The sequence below is a fragment of the Yersinia vastinensis genome (genome assembly GCF_902726565.1).
Classification (GTDB): Bacteria; Pseudomonadota; Gammaproteobacteria; order Enterobacterales; family Enterobacteriaceae; genus Yersinia; species Yersinia vastinensis.
The window spans coordinates 18,440-38,604 of record NZ_CACVAF010000011.1 but is presented as its reverse complement, the minus strand read 5'-3'; the positions used below and the strand labels follow the sequence as shown (position 1 = coordinate 38,604).

Here is a 20,165-nt window from a genome sequence, read left to right as displayed (position 1 = left end):
GTACAAGACTACATTGCTTTTGGCATTGCCGAAGTATGCCGGTCTTGCAACATCACTAACCTTTCAATATAAGCAATATCTTTTGGTTCAATAGCAAATGCTGAATCTACCCAGTCCTCAGTAATATCCATCAACTCAGAACGCGTTAATTGCAAAACACGCTGACGAACACGAACCATCGCCCTCATACCATTTAGTTTAGGTTTTATTGTGTCAATAAAAGTGCGAGTCGCAAGATAAGCATCACCCGGTTGAAATAACTTATCCACTAATCCACGGCTCTCATACCATTCCGCAGCATGGGATTCCCCCGTCCAAATTAATTGCTCCGCGACTCTCATGCCCGCCTTTCTGGCAACCAGAGAATACCCTCCCATGCCAGGGAATAGATTAAATGCTATCTCTGGAAACCCCATTCTGGCTGTCGTCTGCGCCAATACGAAATGATGTGCTAATGCCGCTTCAAATCCTCCCCCCAATGCACTACCTTCAATCATCGCAATAGATATCGCCCCTGTATCAAACCCACGTGCAGCCGCATGGACACAATCGACACAAGCACGGGCATATGCCATGAGTGCCTCACGCTTACGATTCTTTATCATTTGTGCAAAAAAGTTTAAATCCCCCCCTACATTAAACATATTGGGCACCACTGAGCCTGTCACCCAAAAATCAATGGGCAAATTTGACTCTTTAGCCGCTTGCACTAATGTCATAATATTTTCAATTAATTCTAGGTTAAAACAGGGGCGCGGATGAGCACGTAGTAACATCCACATGGTATTACGACCTTCCTCGTAATAAGCCGATATTTGAGATAAATGGCCGGCTTCAGTAAAAGGTCGGCAGCTAGGCAGATTAATCATATTCATATTCCATCCAATGAGTTAGTTGAACACAGATAGTGCTATCGCCTTATCCTCCTTGAGGAAATGCTATATTTGCCTTAATGACGGCAACTTAAGCTGGCAGATAAATAGTGAGTCACCCAGTGGATAAATGAGGGGGAATGCAGTAAAAATTTAAACACGTAGAATATTTAGGACACGATTAAAGAATGAATAGAATATATATGTTCAAGAAGGTTGAATTTCAGATGAAAAAAATCTGCCGTTATGGATAAAATGCTGGCCGAATTTTTAGCCATAACAGATTTCTTATGCTGTAAATTCTGTACTTTTCTTGGCATTAATAACTATTGCAGCCTTAGTTTTACTGGCTAGCCACGATCGTAGAAATATTCAACTGCATTATATTTTTCAGTTGCTGATTATAGAAATTGCATTGGCTTATTTCTTTTTACACTCCGAAAGTGGCTAGTGTGCGATTAAATTTAAATGAATCATTGCTGACATATCGCCACGTTAATTTTCACTCTAGATTTACTAATGGCAAATAAAGACATTTTTATTTTTTTATTTATAAAAATCAGTGAGATAATTAATATTCCAATTAGATTAAATAATCCGATATGAATAACTTAGAAAATCTCAGTCGCGACATTCTCACTGAGTGATTACTCTGCCGCCTTTGCAGCCCTTAAGAAATTTATCCCACTATGCTACTCAGTGTTCTTTATATTATTGGTATCACAGCTGAAGCCATGACCGGAGCACTGGCTGCGGGCCGCCGTCAAATGGACATGTTTGGTGTTATTATCATCGCATCTGCAACTGCCATTGGTGGCGGTTCAGTCAGAGATATGCTGCTAGGCCACTATCCACTTGGCTGGGTTAAGCACCCTGAATACATTGTCATTGTTGCAATTGCCGCGATCGTGACTACCTGGATGGCACCATTAATGAAGCATTTGCGACACTTGTTTCTTGTACTTGATGCTATCGGGTTGATTGTCTTTTCTATTATTGGCGCACAGATTGCCCTTGATATGGGCCACAGCACTATCATTGCCGCCATTGCCGCCGTGATAACTGGGGTCTTTGGCGGAGTCCTGCGTGATATGTTCTGCAACTGTATCCCTTTGGTATTTCAGAAAGAGATCTATGCAGGTATCTCGTTTGCCGCAGCCTGGATCTACATTGCCCTGCAATACACGCCACTCTCACACAACTGGGTTATTATCATTACACTCGTTACTGGGCTAAGTGCGCGCTTGCTGGCATTGAGATTCCGACTTGGTTTACCCGTATTCAAGTATGAACATTCGGAACACTAAACCAAGTTCACGGGTATGGCGCTTCGGGTTGAAACCCCACAATACCCTGTTGCGATAAAAAATCGGCTATCACATGTATCTCGGGGTGATGTAAGAACTGATTGATTTGTTTTGCTCGTACCGCCCCTATTCCTGAAATCAACTGCCACTCTGCAATACTCCGTTGCTGTAAAGATTCCCACTGAGAATCCACGGGTATCCCCTGTGGAAACCCCAAAGCAAGCAACCACTGAATAAAGGGCTTCTGCTTTGCTCGCTGAAATTGTTGATACATTTTTTCTGCTCGTGCAGGGCCAACCCCCGGAACCGATGCAATCTGCTCTGTGCTCAGTGATAACCATCCGACCATATCACTGACCAATCCATGCTGGACAAGCTCACGCCAAAGCCCACGGCTCACACCTCGCATATCCAGCCCCTTGGCACCACTAAGCCATGTTAGACGAGCGAGAAACTGTGGTTCACACTCAGGAGGCAATAAACGAAAGCAACTCAATTGATGGAAATCATTCACGACAGGTGGGTCAATCTCATGCCGTTGACTGACTCGCCAAACCACATTGTCCAGCCGAGGAATACCTTGCCCAGCTAATGCAATAGTCACTTGATCCCCAACAGTAATATTCCACTGTTGCCAACGGCTAACAGACCCAATATTTACTCGTCGAATCCATTTATCATCAATTTTCACAGGGGAAACCTGTAAAACCACCGTCATTTTACCCGTGCGGCCGACAGTAAAATGAACATTCTGGATTTCAGTAGTTTTCTGTGAAGGTGGGTATTTCCATGCCACTGACCAGTTTCCTGATGCTGCTTGCCAATAGCGACCAGCCGGTTCTTCCTCTTGGCGGATAACGATGCCATCGGTCACAAAAGGCAATGGTGTTTGATACCAGTGATCACGCCATTGAATGACATCCTGACTTGAAGCTACAGGTTTGCTGTATTGAACAACCAGAGGGAAGCCCATAGCTTTCAATAGCGTGGTTTTCTCTACCATATTTTTTGGCCCATCCGGCCAGGCCCAAATATAAATACCCAGCTTATCTAGCAAAGATGATGAAGATTTACGCATCAGAGCACCGGCAACCGATGCCCTGGCATTGACCCCGCCGGATTGGGCTTGCTGATGACTCTCCATTAGTAGAAATAGCTCTCCTTGCAGAGTCAACAATGGGGGAGCTATGGCGATATATTGTGGGATGGCAGGAATAAATGGTGCTTTATCAGTCCAGTTCTGACCTCGCAGGCCATTCCCTCGACTCAGAAGTTGCGTCAGTTTTCCAAAGCGGTACTCCAACGTAACAGCAACACCGTCAACCTTGGGTTGAACCCAGAGGTTTTTTCTCTCAGACATCCAGTCAACGAGAGCAGCCTCATTTTTAAGTTTTTTTAATCCAGTATGAGCAACAGGATGAGGAAACGACCCATTACCCGGAATTAATATGTTATTCGCCTTATCTGGTCGCCCACGACACGTTTGCCACTGATGCAATTTATCTCGCAATTGATCGTAAATATCGTCATCCAGCAAACTAACCCCTTGCTGGTGATAAGCCACGTCCCACTTATTTAGCTGTTGTTCCAATAGATTAATTTCACGCAATATTCTGCTTTGCGGCCATTGAGGACAGACAGCTTCAGCCCTAACCTCCCAATGTATAAACGCCATCATTAACAGAATAAGTATTTTCAAATTTTGTACATTCATCCACACCTCCTCCTTGGCTACGGCAGTAAAACCCGAAATATTCTGTTCGTCGAAGGTGAAAAGATTTAAATGCGTGCACTGCTCAACAATACTTTTACGCTTGCTGCAACTGACTAAAATTACGCAACACTCCCCGCAAAAACATAAAATCGAACTGTTTATAGACAAAACATTCAGGTGAAATGCGTTGTAACGCTGCATGACGCGTAGCAGCCGTGTATACTGTGCGGAGATTCACACTTCTGCTTTCTATAAATCAACCTAATCAACTGAAACGTCATCATGGTTCAAGGCACGCTATATATAGTTTCCGCACCCAGTGGGGCCGGGAAATCAAGCCTGATTCAGGCTTTGTTGAAAACACAACCTTTGTACGACACGCAGGTTTCTATTTCTCATACCACACGTGCTAAACGTCCAGGGGAGAATCACGGTGAGCATTACTTCTTTGTGTCTAAAGAAGAGTTTTGCCAGATGATTGATGACGATGCTTTTCTTGAGCATGCTAAAGTATTTGAAAATTACTACGGCACCTCACGTCTAGCCATTGAGCAGGTTCTCGCAACGGGCGTCGATGTGTTTTTAGATATCGACTGGCAAGGCGCGCAGCAAATTCGTGCAAAAATGCCAACCGCACGCAGTATTTTTATTTTGCCCCCATCCAAAGAAGAATTGGATCGCCGTTTACGTGGCCGTGGGCAAGATAGCGAAGAGGTTATTGCCAAGCGAATGGCGCAAGCTGTCGCGGAGATGACCCATTACGCAGAATATGATTATTTAATCGTGAATGATGATTTCAATCTGGCATTGTCTGATTTGAAAACCATTATTCGTGCAGAACGCCTGCGTTTAGGCCGCCAGAAACAGCGGCATGACGCTTTAATCAGCAAATTATTGGCAGACTGAACAGAGTTTCAGTATCATGCCCAGTCATTTCGTCACCTGTGGAGTAGCAGAATTATGGCACGCGTAACTGTTCAAGACGCTGTAGAGAAAATTGGTAACCGTTTTGACCTGGTGTTGGTCGCTGCTCGTCGGGCACGTCAAATCCAGTCCGGCGGCAAAGACGCACTGGTTCCAGAAGAAAACGATAAAGTTACTGTAATTGCGCTGCGTGAAATCGAAGAAGGTCTGATTACTAATCAGATTCTTGATGTTCGTGAACGCCAAGAACAGCAAGAGCAGGAAGCCGCAGAGATCCAAGCGGTTACCGCCATTGCTGAAGGTCGTCGTTAATTAGACAGCGAGTCTGCTTTGTACCTGTTTGAAAGCCTGAATCTGCTGATTCAACGTTACCTGCCAGAGGAGCAGATTAAGCGCCTCAAACAGGCATATCTTGTCGCACGTGATGCTCACGAGGGTCAGACACGTTCCAGTGGTGAGCCTTATATCACTCACCCGGTTGCTGTGGCCTGTATTCTCGCGGAGATGCGGCTCGATTACGAAACCTTAATGGCGGCACTGTTGCATGACGTCATCGAGGATACCCCTGCGACATATCAAGATATGGAGCAATTGTTTGGGAAAAGCGTAGCCGAGCTGGTCGAGGGTGTTTCTAAACTCGATAAACTGAATTTTCGTGACAAGAAAGAAGCTCAGGCGGAGAACTTCCGTAAAATGATCATGGCGATGGTGCAGGATATCCGCGTCATTTTGATCAAGCTGGCTGACCGCACACACAATATGCGAACTCTGGGCTCGTTACGCCCGGATAAGCGCCGTCGTATTGCCCGCGAAACCCTTGAAATCTATAGCCCCCTTGCCCACCGGCTAGGTATTCACCATTTAAAAACCGAGCTCGAAGAGCTGGGTTTTGAAGCGCTCTACCCCAATCGCTACCGTGTCATTAAAGAAGTGGTGAAAGCCGCACGCGGTAACCGCAAAGAGATGATTCAGAAAATCCTAGCGGAGATTGAAGGGCGTCTTACAGAGGCGGGCATCCCTTGTCGGGTCAGTGGTCGTGAAAAGCATCTCTATTCCATCTATTGCAAGATGAACCTGAAGGAGCAGCGTTTTCACTCCATCATGGATATCTATGCTTTTCGAGTTATCGTTAAAGAAGTCGATACTTGCTACCGTGTACTGGGTCAGGCTCACAGCCTGTATAAACCCCGCCCGGGCCGCGTAAAAGACTATATCGCCATCCCTAAGGCTAACGGCTATCAATCGTTGCATACCTCATTAATCGGCCCTCATGGGGTGCCGGTAGAGGTGCAAATCCGTACTGAAGATATGGATCAGATGGCCGAAATGGGGGTTGCTGCGCACTGGGCTTATAAAGAGCAAGGTGAATCCGGTACTACCGCACAAATCCGCGCCCAGCGCTGGATGCAAAGTTTGCTGGAACTTCAGCAAAGTGCGGGCAGCTCATTTGAATTTATTGAAAGTGTAAAATCTGATCTCTTCCCAGATGAGATTTATGTTTTCACCCCGGAAGGACGCATTGTTGAATTACCTGCTGGCGCAACGCCTGTCGACTTTGCTTATGCTGTGCATACCGATATCGGCCATGCTTGTGTAGGCGCTCGTGTTGACCGTCAGCCATACCCACTTTCTCAGTCACTGAGCAGCGGCCAAACTGTGGAGATCATTACCGCTCCGGGTGCGCGCCCAAATGCTGCTTGGCTGAATTTTGTCGTCAGTTCGAAAGCGCGCGCCAAAATTCGTCAATTACTGAAAAACCTTAAGCGTGATGAGTCGGTCAGCCTTGGCCGTCGGTTACTGAATCATGCCTTGGGGAATGGCCGAAAACTTTCTGATATTTCAGAAGAAAATATCAAGCGAGAGCTGGATCGCATGAAGCTGGCTACGCTGGATGATTTACTGGCAGAAATTGGTCTAGGCAATGCAATGAGTGTGGTCGTGGCTAAAAATCTGTTGGGTGACCCATCAACACTTGCAACCACCTCCTCCGGTACGCGTAATCTGGCAATCAAAGGGGCCGATGGCGTCCTGATTACCTTCGCCAAGTGCTGCCGTCCGATTCCAGGTGACCCAATTATCGCCCATATCAGTCCGGGTAAAGGTTTGGTTATCCATCACGAATCCTGCCGCAATATTCGTGGTTACCAAAAAGAACCAGAGAAGTTTATGGCGGTTGAATGGGATCAAGAGACTGAGCAAGAGTTTATTGCTGAAATTAAAGTCGATATGTTCAACCAGCAAGGTGCTCTGGCAAATCTCACTGCGGCAATTAATGCAGCGGAATCTAATATTCAGAGTCTGAATACTGAAGAGAAAGATGGCCGGGTATACAGCGCCTTCATTCGCCTGACTACTCGTGACCGAGTCCATCTGGCTAACATTATGCGTAAGATTCGTATCATGCCAGATGTGGTTAAAGTCAGCCGTAATCGTAATTAACGCCTATGAATCCTCAACGCTACGCGCGGATTTGTGAAATGCTTGCGACCAGACAGCCGGATCTGACGGTCTGTCTGGAGCAAGTGCATAAACCCCATAATGTATCCGCGATTATTCGTACTGCTGATGCCGTCGGAATTCATCAAGTACATGCCATTTGGCCAACAACTCAAATGTATACCCGGCTCTCTTCGGCTGCCGGCAGCAATAGCTGGGTTCAGGTTAAGACACATTCTCATATTGCAGATGCCATTGTTCATCTAAAATCGCAAGGCATGCAAATTCTAGCCACTCATCTTTCTGATAAAGCTGTTGATTTTCGTGAAATCGACTATACCCGTCCTACCTGTATTTTAATGGGGCAGGAAAAGACCGGCATATCTCAAGAAGCGCTGGCACTGGCTGATCAGGACATCATTATTCCGATGATCGGCATGGTTCAATCGCTAAATGTGTCGGTAGCCTCCGCGTTGATTTTGTATGAGGCACAGCGGCAACGGCAAAATGCAGGTATGTATCAGCGAACGCAGAGTGTTTTACCCGAAGATGAGCAGCAGCGACTCTTGTTTGAAGGTGGTTACCCCGTGTTGGCACAAGTTGCTAAACGCAAAGGGCTTCCCCGACCCCATATTGATGAGCAAGGTCAGGTCATTGCCGATGCGCAATGGTGGTCAGCCATGCAATCCACGGAGTCTTAAATGAAAGGCCGCCTACTGGATGCCGTACCCCTCAGTACACTTTCCGGTGTTGGCGCAAGTCAGGCTGCGAAACTGGCTAAAATGGGTCTGGAAACCATTCAAGACCTGTTGCTGCACCTGCCACTACGTTATGAAGACCGTACCCGCCTATACCGTATTGGTGATCTGATGTCCGGACTTTCAGTGACGGTCGAGGGTGAGGTTTTGCGTTCCGATATCAGCTTTGGTCGTCGAAGAATGATGACCTGCCAAATCTCCGACGGTACTGGCGTTCTTACCCTGCGTTTTTTCAACTTCAATGCTGCAATGAAAAACAGCTTGTCTCCGGGCAAGCATGTTATTGCCTATGGTGAAGCCAAGCGGGGTAATACGGGGCCGGAAATCATTCACCCTGAATATCGGGTGCATGGAGAGAATATTGGCGTCGAATTGCAGGAATCACTAACCCCCGTGTATCCCACAACGGAAGGGATTCGTCAGGCCACTTTGCGTAAACTGATCGATCAGGCACTAGCCATGCTGGATACCTGTGTTATTGCTGAGTTACTCCCCATTGAGCTGAGTCGCTCTCTGATCAGCCTACCAGAAGCTATTCATACCCTGCATCGTCCACCAGCCGATATTCAACTGCTTGATTTAGAGCAAGGCAAGCACCCTGCCCAACGGCGGCTGATTATGGAGGAGTTACTGGCCCATAATCTCAGTATGCTGGCGGTCAGAGCTGGTGCGCAAAGTTATCGAGCACTGCCCCTGTTAGCAGATGAGCAGCTAAAACAACGCTTCCTGTCAGCCCTACCGTTCACGCCAACCCGCGCCCAACAGAGGGTAGTGGCAGAAATCGAGCAAGATATGACACATAACTTCCCCATGATGCGGTTGATTCAAGGGGATGTGGGGTCAGGGAAGACGTTGGTTGCTGCACTGGCGGCTCTACGGGCAATTGCTCACGGCAAACAAGTGGCATTGATGGCACCTACCGAATTATTGGCGGAGCAACACGCGTCAACTTTTCGTCAATGGCTTGAACCATTAGGTCTAGAAGTTGGCTGGTTGGCTGGGAAACAAAAAGGTAAAGCACGGCTGGCACAACAAGAAGCTGTCGCCAGCGGTCAAGTTTCCATGGTTGTCGGCACTCACGCCATGTTTCAAGAACAAGTGCAGTTTTCCGGATTAGCGCTGGTAATTATTGATGAGCAACATCGTTTTGGTGTTCATCAGCGTCTCGCATTATGGGAAAAAGGTGAGGAGCAAGGCTTCCACCCACACCAATTGATTATGACGGCGACGCCCATTCCGCGAACGTTAGCTATGACGGCTTATGCAGACCTCGACACGTCAGTGATTGATGAACTCCCACCCGGCAGAACTCCCGTCACGACAGTGGCCATTCCTGATACTCGCCGTAGTGATGTTATTCAGCGAGTTAAAAATGCGTGTTTGGAAGAGGGCCGACAAGCCTACTGGGTTTGCACCTTGATTGAAGAGTCTGAATTGTTAGAGGCACAAGCCGCCGAAGTGACTTGTGAAGAGTTGAGAGTAGCCCTGCCAGAAATTAGGGTCGGTTTAGTTCATGGTCGGATGAAAGGGCCAGAAAAACAGGCTGTTATGCAGGCTTTTAAACAGGGTGAATTGCAGTTACTGGTTGCCACCACGGTGATTGAGGTTGGAGTTGACGTCCCCAATGCCAGCCTGATGATAATCGACAACCCAGAACGCTTAGGATTAGCGCAATTGCACCAATTACGAGGCCGTGTTGGGCGTGGAGCTGTTGCCTCACACTGCGTGTTGCTCTACAAAACGCCGCTGAGTAAAACTGCCCAGATGCGTTTACAAGTGTTACGTGACAGTAATGATGGCTTTGTTATTGCACAACGAGATTTGGAAATTCGTGGCCCCGGCGAATTATTAGGGACACGCCAGACCGGCAGCGCCGAGTTTAAAGTGGCTGATTTACTGCGTGATCAGGCAATGATTCCCGAAGTGCAGCGGGTCGCTCGCCACCTGCATCAACAATATCCCGAACATGCACGGGCATTGATAGAGCGTTGGTTGCCGGAGCGAGTCCGTTATACCAATGCCTAACTATTTAATTAATGAGTCAAGGGCTGGTGAATAAACCAGCCCTTGGTGCCAATTACCCCACAACTGCAGGGAAGATTGGTAGCAACAGATAAAGCTTAATCACGATCACGTTAACAATATCAATAAAGAACGCGCCAACCATTGGTACCACCAAAAAAGCTAAATGTGACGGGCCAAAACGGTCAGTTATTGCCTGCATATTGGCAATAGCGGTGGGGGTTGCACCTAAACCAAAACCACAATGCCCTGCCGCCAACACAGCTGCATCATAGTTTTTACCCATCAGCCGATAAGTGACAAAAATAGCGTACAACGCCATTGCCAATGCCTGAACCGACAGGATAACGAGCATCGGCAGTGCCAGCGAGGCCAACTCCCACAGTTTCAAGCTCATCAGTGCCATCGCCAGAAACAGTGACAAACTGACGTTACCTAATATTGATACCGCGCGATCAAAAACCTTATAAAAACCTATTGTTGACAATGTGTTGCTGAGGATAACCCCAACAAATAACACACAGACAAAGGTCGGCAATTCAAACATTGTGCCCTGCAACCCGCTGGCAATCACTTGGCCAACCATTAAGCAAATGGCAATCATGGCGATGGTTTCGACCAATACCAACGAGGTAATCATGCGTCCGGCAGAAGGTTTTTCAAACGCGGAAGGCACTTCGCTATCTTCCGGTGTACCGTCTGGTGTGGAAGAGTGCTTGACCAGATAGCGGGCAACCGGGCCGCCAATTAATCCGCCCAGCACGAGACCAAAGGTCGCGCAGGCCATGGCAACTTCAGTTGCATTTTCAAAGCCATAACGCTCAACGAAAACTTTACTCCAGGCAGCCCCCGTGCCGTGCCCACCTGATAACGTAATTGAACCGGCCAATAACCCCATCAGTGGGTCTAACCCCATCAATTTTGCGAGCGCAATACCAATCGCGTTCTGCATCAAGAGTAAACCGACGACGACAAATACGAAGACGCCCAAGGCCTTTCCACCAGCACGTAAACTGGCCAGATTGGCATTTAGACCAATAGTTGCAAAGAATGCCAGCATCAAGGGATCTTTCAGCGACATATCAAAACTGATTTCCCAACCGAGGGTCTTTTGCATCAATAGCAGCATAAAAGCCACCAGCAACCCACCGGCAACCGGTTCAGGAATAGTGTACTTTTTGAGAAAAGGAACGGTTTTTACGAGCTTTCGGCCTAACAATAAAACCAGACAGGCCGCAACAAGCGTGCCATAGGTATCGAGATGAAACATCTTGGTACTCCATGCGATTAAAATATCGAATAAAAATATGACGTTAGACGGTTCCTTAATAAACGCCAAAATAGTAGAAGGGGATTAGAAAAAAAAACGCCACGAATTACAAGTTTTGTAATAGAAAAAAAGAGAATCTTGCCAGAGATAAATATTTAACAAAATACAGCGCAACCGATTGCTTTTGTGAAGCGGATCATTAAAATGCCCTCTTTGCCGATCCGGGAATGCCACTCCATGTCTACGCAATCCGCCGAACTTGATACGCCATCACAGGCAACAACTCGCCCTAGTGAACTTATTTATCGCTTAGAAGACCGCCCACCACTGGCCCAAACACTGTTTGCCGCCTGCCAGCACTTATTAGCCATGTTTGTCGCAGTGATAACTCCTGGCCTATTGATTTGTCAGGCATTGGGATTGCCAGCGGAAGATACCCAACGGATTATCAGTATGTCGCTGTTTGCATCCGGTCTGGCATCACTGTTACAAATTAAAACCTGGGGGCCAGTTGGCTCAGGTTTGTTATCGATTCAGGGCACGAGCTTTAACTTTGTTTCTCCACTGATCATGGGGGGACTGGCACTAAAAAATGGTGGGGCAGATATCCCGACTATGATGGCTGCGTTGTTCGGCACTTTAATGGTCGCATCCTGCACTGAAATCATCCTCTCCCGCTTCCTGCATCTGGCACGCCGAATTATCACGCCGTTGGTTTCCGGTATTGTAGTGATGATTATCGGTCTGTCATTAATTCAGGTTGGGCTAACATCTATTGGCGGTGGTTATGGTGCGATGAGCGACCATACCTTTGGTGCCCCGAAAAATCTGTTATTAGCCGGCGCAGTGTTGTTAGTCATTATTTTACTCAATCGCCAGCGCAACCCGTATCTGCGTGTAGCCTCTTTAGTTATCGCCATGGCGGTGGGGTATCTGTTGGCTTGGACGCTGGGCATGTTGCCGGAAAGTCGCCCAGTCGTCGACACCGCTCTGATTACTATCCCAACACCGCTGTATTATGGCCTGTCTTTTGACTGGAATCTGCTGATCCCCCTGATGCTTATCTTCATGGTGACCTCACTTGAAACCATTGGAGACATTACGGCGACCTCCGATGTATCAGAGCAACCGGTACATGGCCCGCTGTATATGAAGCGCCTGAAAGGCGGTGTCTTGGCGAATGGCTTGAATTCCATGTTATCAGCCGTGTTCAACACCTTCCCTAACTCCTGTTTCGGTCAGAACAATGGCGTGATCCAGTTGACTGGGGTTGCCAGCCGTTATGTCGGTTTTGTTGTGGCACTGATGCTAATTGTTCTGGGTTTATTCCCAGCAGTGGCGGGATTTGTGCAACATATTCCTGAGCCTGTACTGGGCGGCGCAACTCTCGTGATGTTCGGCACCATTGCAGCCTCCGGCGTGCGTATCGTGTCACGTGAGACCCTTAATCGCCGCGCGATTATGATTATGGCGCTATCATTGGCAGTTGGCATGGGTGTGGCACAACAGCCATTGATTCTGCAATTTGCTCCTGACTGGGTCAAAACTTTACTTTCTTCTGGGATTGCGGCCGGTGGTATTACTGCCATTGTACTTAACCTCCTCTTCCCACAAGAAAAATAATCTTTTCGTTCACGCATCACTGAAATGGCCGGTCGTAAATGATACCGGCCATTTTTTTATGCTCCGATAACTGATTGTCTATTGAGCTAATGGACAATTTGCGGCATAAACAGGGTTCCGTATACCGACAGGCGTGGAAAAACCGGATGAAATTTCTCGGGAAAGTGCTGCTAACGTTATTATTGCTACTGGTGCTGTCTGTAGTGCTGTGTTACGTATTACTTCAGACCAGTTGGGCTGCTGGCTGGTTCAGCCGTTGGGTTAGTGATAACAGCGAATATCGCCTCTCTCTGGGGAAAATAGATCACTCATGGTCCCAACCTGGGCAAATCAGTTTTACTGATGTCACTTTGGGCCGCGCCAATCAGCCACCTTTCCTTGTTGCACAAAAGGCCCTCTTTGGTTTGAGTTGGCGGCAACTAACCGAACCTCGCCATCTTCTCAGCCTGACGTTGCAAAATGGCAACTTAACGCTGAATAACAGCACATCACCATTACCGTTGCAGGCTGATACTTTACAGCTGACTAATATGGCCCTGAATACCACAATTGAGCCAAAAAGCGCGACTGGCCAGTGGAAAGTTGTCGGCCAGCAAGTGAATGGTGGCCTTGTCCCTTGGCAACCTATGCCGGGTAATAGCTTAGGCGAAAATGCCCAATTTCAATTCAGTGCGGGTTCGTTGAACATTAATGGCATCACCGCCCAGCAACTTTATCTGCAAGGTTCAATACAGCAAAATGCACTTACGCTGAATAATTTTGGGGCCGATATTGCACAAGGGGAACTCACTGGCAATGCGAGCCAATCGGCTGACGGTAGTTGGTTAGTCGATCGCTTGCGCTTGAGTAATATTCGCCTACAAACACCAGCCACCTTAGAGGATGTTTGGAATACGTTTTTAAAACTGCCACCAATCACATTAAAACGCTTCGATTTAATTGATGCGCGCGTTGAAGGGAAAAACTGGGCATTTAATGATTTAGATTTGATGCTAAAAAATATCACCTTCAAACAAGGTGACTGGCAAAGTGATGATGGGGAATTGTCCTTTAATGCCGGTGATATTATTAAAGGTAATGTTCATCTGATTGACCCGATTGCGACATTTACCTTATCACCCGCTGGCGTGAATATTAACCAATTTTCAACCCGCTGGCAGGATGGTCTATTAAGAACTCAGGGGAGTTGGGCGCGAGAGACCCATCGCCTACAACTGGATGAATTAACGCTGGTTGCGTTGGTTTATACCCTGCCTGCCGATTGGAAACAGCAATGGCAACAGACACTGCCTAATTGGCTGTCAGAGGTATACGTTGGTAAATTAAGTGCTAACCGTAACTTGTTAATTGATATTAGCCCTGACTTCCCGTTCCAGATTACGTCGCTGGATGCCGCAGGATCTAACTTACAATTGGCAAAAAATCATCAGTGGGGTATGTGGTCTGGTTCACTGATGTTGAATGCTGGAAATGCGACATTTAATAAAAATGATGTGCGCCGTCCATCACTTGCTTTGAGTGCCAATGAACAGCAAATTACATTTAGTGATTTAAGTGCTTTCACCAAAGAGGGGTTACTTGAGGCTAGTGGTGATATTGATCAAACACCAGCACGGAACTTATCTCTGGCGCTGACTGGCCGTTCCGTTGACCTTAATATTCTGCAAAACTGGGGCTGGCCAGCATTACCACTACAAGGGCTTGGTAATCTGAAATTACAGATAAAGGGTAATTTGGTCGCAGATACACCGTTGAAACCAACTGTTAGTGGCTCTCTAGAAGCCACAGATAGCCACGGGCAGCACGTTAATCAAACGATGCAACATGGTGAAGTACATAGCGTAGCGGGGCAATAAAGCGGCTTGCGGAGTCTCTTTTAGCTGACTTCTACGTGGTGTTGAGTAAAACCGCCGATTGCGTGAAAGAATATGCGTAATCGGCATAAAAATCCTACATTAGTGGAAAAGATCCTGAGTATTCAAAGAAACTCTGCGGAACGTAGTTATTGATTTTCTTTTCATAGCAATATTCTACTAGCTGCTTTTTACTGGTCACACCCGCTTTACTGTATATTTTTTGGGTAATGTTACAGACTGTTCGTGATGATAAATGGAGTTTTTTAGCGATCTCTTTACTTGAAAAGGTATGTAAAATATAAAACAACACCTCCCATTCTCTTTTAGTGAACAAATCAGATGGAGGGGTAAATATCAGTGATGTTGGTACTTTTATTTTATCTAAATGCGTTAAAATTGTATCTTCCACTGGTCGTACATGGAAAATGACCCCTTGAGAAATTCCATTTTTATCTATCAATGGGTATTTATCGCAGAACTTAGGTTGAAAATAGGAACGTCCATACCACTTATGAATTTCAGCAGAGGTTATTCGATCCTGTGATAATTCAACTTTACGGTCATGTGCCTGAAATTCAGTTTGAAACTCCGATATCAGAGTAGGAAGCTCGCCATCTAACTGCCCCTCTACACTATACTTATCAGGTAATCCCATTAATTTATTGTTCTCCTTATTTGAGTAAATAAATCTTGATTGGTTATCCCGTGCTCCCCATGGTTCAGAACTATTCTCCCAAAACCGTATTAATGTTTCGAGAGAGTTTAACAGTGTCTTATCCATTGATATTTCTCTCCTAAATTAAAATACGCCTTATCCTACATCAGTGGAAAAGATCCTGAGTATTCAAAGAAACTCTGCGGAACGTAGTTATTGATTTTCTTTTCATAGCAATATTCTACTAGCTGCTTTTTACTGGTCACACCCGCTTTACTGTATATTTTTTGGGTAATATTACAGACAGTACGTGATGACAAATGGAGTTTATTAGCAATTTCGCTACTTGAAAATGAATGTAGAATATAAAAAAGTACTTCCCACTCTCTTTTTGAGAATGACTCTGATGGTGGGGTAAAGATAAGAGATGTTGGGACTTTTATTTTATTTAAATGAGTCAATATTATATCTTGTACTGGTCTGGCATGAAAAATAAGCCCTTGGGATAGGCCATTTTCATCTATTAATGGATATTTATCGCAGAAATAGGGCTGAAAATAAGTTCGTCGTTCAAAAGCGTGTATTTCAATTGTTGTTGCGCGTTCTTGCGATAAAATGGCTTGGCGGTCATGCTCTTGGAACTCAGCTTGAAACTCTGCTGTTGGTGCAGGAAGCTCCCCATCTAATCTCCCTTCAACATTAAATTTATCCGGCAAACCTAATAACTCACCGAACCTATCGTTTGCATAGATGAATACAGATTTATTGTCCTTTACTCCCCAAGCTTCTGAGCTACTTTCCCAGAATGGGATGAGCATTTTAAGCGAGTCTAACAGTGACTTTTCCATGTATTGTCCTCTTAATTTTAAATTTTCCTTACATAAGTGGGAAGGATCCTGAGTATTCAAAAAAACTTTGAGGTACATAATTATTGATTTTGTTTTCATAACAATAATCGACCATCTGCCGCTTACTCGAAACATCCGATTTTCTATAGATATTTTGGATGATATTACCCACGGTTCTTGGTGATAAATGGAGTTTTTTAGCAATCTCTGTACTTGAAAATGAATGCAAAATATAAAATAGTACTTCCCACTCTCTTTTTGAGAAAAGATCAGAAGGGGGGGTAAAAATAAGTGATGTAGGGACTTTTATCTTATTTAAACGGGATAATATCGTATCTGTTACAGGTCTACCGTGAAAAATTATACCCTGTGACACGCCATTTTCATCTATGAGTGGGTATTTATCACAGAAGTAAGGTGTAAAATATGAGTTGCCATCATATAGCTGTATATCAACGGATGTTACTCGATCTTGCAATAATTCGACCTTGCGATCATGTGCCTGAAATTCTTCTTGAAACTCGGCTGAGGGGGTTGGAATCTCACCATCTAATCGGCCTTCTAAACAATATTTATCAGGGACATTAAATAATTTATTAACTCTACGATTTGCATAAACAAACCGTGATTGATTATCCTTTACCCCCCAATATTCTGAGCTGTTCTCCCAAAACCTTATTAGCATTTCAATTGACTTTAATAGCTTTTCTTTCATTATATATTCCTTCAATATTTAATTTTTTCTTATCCTTCTTATAATGGTGCATCCACTATAATCAATAAATCTGCTAGGCCATATTTCTTCGGGAGAAATGCCTATCGCTTTTGCAATAATCATTTCACCTTTTGGCCATGGGCGTGTCAGTGCATTAGAGAGCGTACCGGGTGATAATCCACTTTCTCTAGATAAAGCAGAGAGAGAGCCTTTCTTCTTGCGTATCGCTGCCAGAATTTCTTGTCTATGCCAGTCTTTATTCATTTTATTTACTCCTATATCTTATTAATAACAAGAAATATAATAATCATTAAAGCTGAATAATTAACATCGAGCCGGAATTAACAATGATTATTGTGCCATTAAATAACGATCATCGGCTATCGTCTAGTGTATTATTTACTCTATTTACGTAAGCACTATTGTTCGTACAGTTTTTGAAAATTTAATTGAAACTATCAATAACCAATTAAATAATGGTATGCTTATTACAAGAGGACTTAAGAAGTAAAATACCAAGTATTATTAACAAGTCATCAGTGATGATGGTGTACGGGAAGACTACAATAGCTATTATTATGCAAATAACACTGGCAATTATTCCGCGCTTTATAAAAAACATGAGTGAATATATTTCTTAAAGATTTCTTTTTTATTTGACTTAACACGTAAATAAACATTACGCGGATATTATATCTAGAGAATAATCCACATTTTGTTTAAAAATACAGTAACAGATGAAAATAAATACCCGCTCATCTGTTATCAATGAGCGAGTCAGTATAAAAATCAGTTAACTTCTTCATCTTCTTCACCGACGGGCAAGACCATGTAAGTTCCAGAAAATACAGAACCCGTGTCTTCATCGCCAAATAAATTTACATCTAGTTGCACAATAGCACGACGGCCACGCGCCAGCCTATCCAGACTTCCTCTTAGTGAACTCAGCTCAGCAACCGCTCTTGGCCGCCCAGTAATCGGCGCTTTATAGCGAATGTGGGCATCAGCAAGAATAATTGTGCCCCCCAAATGACGCTCACGCAGCAGTAACCAAATTAACCCCCAACCTGTTAACGTCGCCAATGAGAAAAGGCTACCTGCAAATAAGGTATGGTGAGGATTTTGATTACCAGCTTCAGGCATTGTCGTGACAAATCGCTGGCCAGTGTATTGGCTGATACGCACGCCCATTTTCTCACTGAGTGGGATATGGTCATACCACGCTTGTTGCAATTGACCACACCAATCGGGCCGATGCAGGATGTCATCCATCGTCACGACCGGTTTAATCATTAAAAAGTGGCGCACGGGTGTTGTCTGTGGGGCAGTTATCTCGCCCTGACTGACAAAACCCAACTTAGCAAAGAAATCAACGGCATCTTCACGCGCGCTACACACAACCCGCTTTACCCCTTCCTGGCGCGCGACTGATTCTAAGGTCATCGCGACCAACGTCCCTAAGCCTTTACCGCGAACAGCGGGATCGACCGCCAAAAAACGAATAGCAGCTTCATTATCAGCATTGATATACAAACGACCAATAGCAACAGGCTTACCCTGTTCATCTACGACCATTTGATGGTGGGCCATCGCGTCGTAGGCATCTTTTTCTGAACCAACAGGTTGGTGCAACGGCTTGCGTAACATTTCCCAACGGAATTGATAATAATCTTTGAGTTCTTGTTCTGTTATGGGCACACGCAAGTGATACATAGGAGCATTCTCTCTTTAAAATCATCAATAAAATCTATGTCATAACCCTCAATCTTGAGGCAATATTCGGCATCTAAACTTGCAGCCAGAAAGTTACTGGGCCATCGTTAACCAGACTGACTTTCATATCTGCTGCAAATTTCCCCGTTTCTGTTTTTACACCACGCTCACGGCACTGGGCAACAAAATACTGATAAAGCCGGTCAGCTTCTGCGGGAACGGCCCCACGAGAAAAGCTTGGCCTCATCCCCTTTTGGGTATCAGCAACCAGTGTAAATTGTGAAACCACCAGCACACTTCCCCCCGCCTCTTGGACGTTGAGATTCATTTTGTCGTTCTCATCGCCAAAAATCCGATATCCAAGTACCCGCTCACATAAGCGCTGTGCTTTTTGCTCGGTATCCTCTCGTTCAACACCGAGTAATATCAACAACCCTGGGCCAATCTCACCAACAATCTTCCCATCAACCACGACATTGGCGCTGAGCGCCCGTTGAATCAACGCAATCATAATGCCTTACATCTCCTGACTCTGGCTTTCCTCGGTCTTAGGGGCTCGCCGCAGTGCTCGATACTCACTCAAGGTGACCGTAATTTCTGCCCCCAGTAACACAATGCACCAGCTCCAATAAACCCAGAGGAATAAAATGGGAATAACGGCCAATACCCCGTAAATCAGCTGGTAAGAGGGAAATAGCGTGATATACATCGTGAAACCTTTCTTCCCTAACTCAAAAAGCAAAGCGGCAACGAGTGCACCAATAACAGCATCACGGGCGGGGACCCTTACCGTTGGCACCACACTGTACAATAACCAAAACGAAACCCAGGAGATGAGCAACGGAAACAGCCGCAATACCTCATCAATCATGCTGTCTACCTGAGCGTTTGCCAGCCACTGCAATGACAGCAGATAGGAGCTGATAACCATGCTGGCCCCCACCAGAATTGGCCCCAACGTGAGTACCATCCAATAAACCGCAAATGAAAATACCAGTGAACGCTGGGTTTTACTGCGCCAAATAATATTGAGCACACTATCTACGGAGTAAATCAGCAGGAGTGCCGTGACAATCAATCCGCAGGTGCCTACTACTGTCATCCGATTTGAGTTCGCGACAAACTGTTCCAGATAGTTTTGGATAATGTCGCCTGTAGCTGGCATAAAATTGGCAAATATAAAGGCTTTCAGTTTGATACTGATATCAGCAAACATCGGAAAAGCCGCAAACAGGGCAAAAATAACCGTTATCAGTGGCACCAGAGATAACAATGATACATAGGCTAAATGTCCAGCCAGCATTGTTAACCCGTCTTTATCAATCCGGGTATAAAGCATACGCACAAAGGTTATGCAGGGTTTAAACGGTGGTGATCGTAGAAAACTCGCCATGTTCGTCTCTCAGTCAACACGGTTAGGCACAATTTTGAGGCCAGCGTGATAAGGGTTAG

18 protein-coding genes and 1 pseudogene are annotated in these 20,165 nt (G+C 45.4%); 9 read left to right on the top strand and 10 right to left on the bottom strand.

All coding sequences use genetic code 11. The features are described from left to right. Positions 1-8 precede the first annotated feature (8 nt). The gene (locus HUZ92_RS16070) at positions 9-875 is read right to left on the bottom strand and encodes a crotonase/enoyl-CoA hydratase family protein (protein ID WP_050101111.1); all 867 of its coding nucleotides are present in this window, start codon (positions 873-875) and stop codon (positions 9-11) included. A gap of 310 nt (positions 876-1,185) precedes the next feature. On the opposite strand from HUZ92_RS16070, the pseudogene HUZ92_RS16065 reads away from it, so the two are divergent. Next, a pseudogene (locus tag HUZ92_RS16065) lies at positions 1,186-1,320 on the top strand (Na+ dependent nucleoside transporter N-terminal domain-containing protein); the annotation flags it as partial. 241 nt (positions 1,321-1,561) lie between these two features. Continuing rightward, on the top strand, positions 1,562-2,179 hold the full coding sequence (locus HUZ92_RS16060; protein ID WP_050101112.1) for a trimeric intracellular cation channel family protein: 618 nt from the start codon (positions 1,562-1,564) through the stop codon (positions 2,177-2,179). A 7-nt stretch (positions 2,180-2,186) separates the two neighbouring features. Here the strand turns inward: HUZ92_RS16060 and ligB are convergent, their stop codons facing one another. Beyond that, on the bottom strand, positions 2,187-3,893 hold the full coding sequence (ligB, locus tag HUZ92_RS16055; RefSeq protein WP_145579467.1) for an NAD-dependent DNA ligase LigB: 1,707 nt from the start codon (positions 3,891-3,893) through the stop codon (positions 2,187-2,189). A 282-nt stretch (positions 3,894-4,175) separates the two neighbouring features. Between ligB and gmk the strand changes: the two genes are divergently transcribed. The 5 genes from gmk to recG are packed head-to-tail and all read left to right on the top strand — an operon-like array spanning position 4,176 to position 10,036. Continuing rightward, complete coding sequence (gene gmk / locus HUZ92_RS16050) at positions 4,176-4,799, top strand: guanylate kinase (protein WP_050101114.1); 624 nt, start codon at positions 4,176-4,178, stop codon at positions 4,797-4,799. 54 nt (positions 4,800-4,853) lie between these two features. Next, on the top strand, positions 4,854-5,129 hold the full coding sequence (rpoZ, locus tag HUZ92_RS16045) for a DNA-directed RNA polymerase subunit omega (RefSeq protein WP_004392061.1): 276 nt from the start codon (positions 4,854-4,856) through the stop codon (positions 5,127-5,129). A gap of 18 nt (positions 5,130-5,147) precedes the next feature. Beyond that, positions 5,148-7,256 carry a bifunctional GTP diphosphokinase/guanosine-3',5'-bis pyrophosphate 3'-pyrophosphohydrolase gene (gene spoT, locus HUZ92_RS16040; protein WP_050101115.1) on the top strand — a complete coding sequence of 703 codons (2,109 nt, stop codon included), beginning with the start codon at positions 5,148-5,150 and terminating at the stop codon, positions 7,254-7,256. Positions 7,257-7,261: 5 nt separating this feature from the next. Further along, entirely contained in the window at positions 7,262-7,954 is a 693-nt protein-coding gene (gene trmH, locus HUZ92_RS16035; protein WP_050101116.1) for a tRNA (guanosine(18)-2'-O)-methyltransferase TrmH, read from the top strand. Then, entirely contained in the window at positions 7,955-10,036 is a 2,082-nt protein-coding gene (gene recG, locus HUZ92_RS16030) for an ATP-dependent DNA helicase RecG (protein WP_145579468.1), read from the top strand. A gap of 52 nt (positions 10,037-10,088) precedes the next feature. Here recG and gltS read toward each other — a convergent pair whose 3' ends face one another. Beyond that, a complete protein-coding gene (gene gltS, locus HUZ92_RS16025; RefSeq protein ID WP_050101118.1) occupies positions 10,089-11,303 on the bottom strand; it encodes a sodium/glutamate symporter in 1,215 nt (404 codons plus the stop codon). Positions 11,304-11,540: 237 nt separating this feature from the next. On the opposite strand from gltS, the gene HUZ92_RS16020 reads away from it, so the two are divergent. Both HUZ92_RS16020 and HUZ92_RS16015 read left to right on the top strand, forming a co-directional pair. After that, entirely contained in the window at positions 11,541-12,926 is a 1,386-nt protein-coding gene (locus HUZ92_RS16020) for a nucleobase:cation symporter-2 family protein (RefSeq protein ID WP_050101119.1), read from the top strand. Positions 12,927-13,072: 146 nt separating this feature from the next. Then, complete coding sequence (locus tag HUZ92_RS16015) at positions 13,073-14,782, top strand: translocation/assembly module TamB domain-containing protein (RefSeq protein WP_050141053.1); 1,710 nt, start codon at positions 13,073-13,075, stop codon at positions 14,780-14,782. A 94-nt stretch (positions 14,783-14,876) separates the two neighbouring features. On the opposite strand, the gene HUZ92_RS16010 is transcribed toward HUZ92_RS16015, so the two are convergent. The 7 genes from HUZ92_RS16010 to HUZ92_RS15980 form a co-directional block, all read right to left on the bottom strand. Then, the gene (locus HUZ92_RS16010) at positions 14,877-15,563 is read right to left on the bottom strand and encodes a helix-turn-helix transcriptional regulator (protein ID WP_128451817.1); all 687 of its coding nucleotides are present in this window, start codon (positions 15,561-15,563) and stop codon (positions 14,877-14,879) included. A 35-nt stretch (positions 15,564-15,598) separates the two neighbouring features. Further along, on the bottom strand, positions 15,599-16,285 hold the full coding sequence (locus HUZ92_RS16005; protein ID WP_050141051.1) for a helix-turn-helix transcriptional regulator: 687 nt from the start codon (positions 16,283-16,285) through the stop codon (positions 15,599-15,601). 28 nt (positions 16,286-16,313) lie between these two features. Beyond that, on the bottom strand, positions 16,314-17,000 hold the full coding sequence (locus HUZ92_RS16000; protein WP_050141050.1) for a helix-turn-helix transcriptional regulator: 687 nt from the start codon (positions 16,998-17,000) through the stop codon (positions 16,314-16,316). A gap of 18 nt (positions 17,001-17,018) precedes the next feature. After that, a complete protein-coding gene (locus tag HUZ92_RS15995; protein ID WP_050101124.1) occupies positions 17,019-17,264 on the bottom strand; it encodes a helix-turn-helix domain-containing protein in 246 nt (81 codons plus the stop codon). A 525-nt stretch (positions 17,265-17,789) separates the two neighbouring features. After that, positions 17,790-18,713, bottom strand: a complete 924-nt coding sequence (fabY, locus tag HUZ92_RS15990) for a fatty acid biosynthesis protein FabY (protein ID WP_050101125.1) — start codon at positions 18,711-18,713, stop codon at positions 17,790-17,792. Between the two features lie 73 nt (positions 18,714-18,786). After that, the gene (dtd, locus tag HUZ92_RS15985) at positions 18,787-19,224 is read right to left on the bottom strand and encodes a D-aminoacyl-tRNA deacylase (RefSeq protein ID WP_050101126.1); all 438 of its coding nucleotides are present in this window, start codon (positions 19,222-19,224) and stop codon (positions 18,787-18,789) included. Positions 19,225-19,230: 6 nt separating this feature from the next. Next, positions 19,231-20,106, bottom strand: coding sequence for a virulence factor BrkB family protein (locus HUZ92_RS15980; protein WP_050101127.1), 876 nt, complete (start codon positions 20,104-20,106; stop codon positions 19,231-19,233). Positions 20,107-20,165 lie beyond the last annotated feature (59 nt).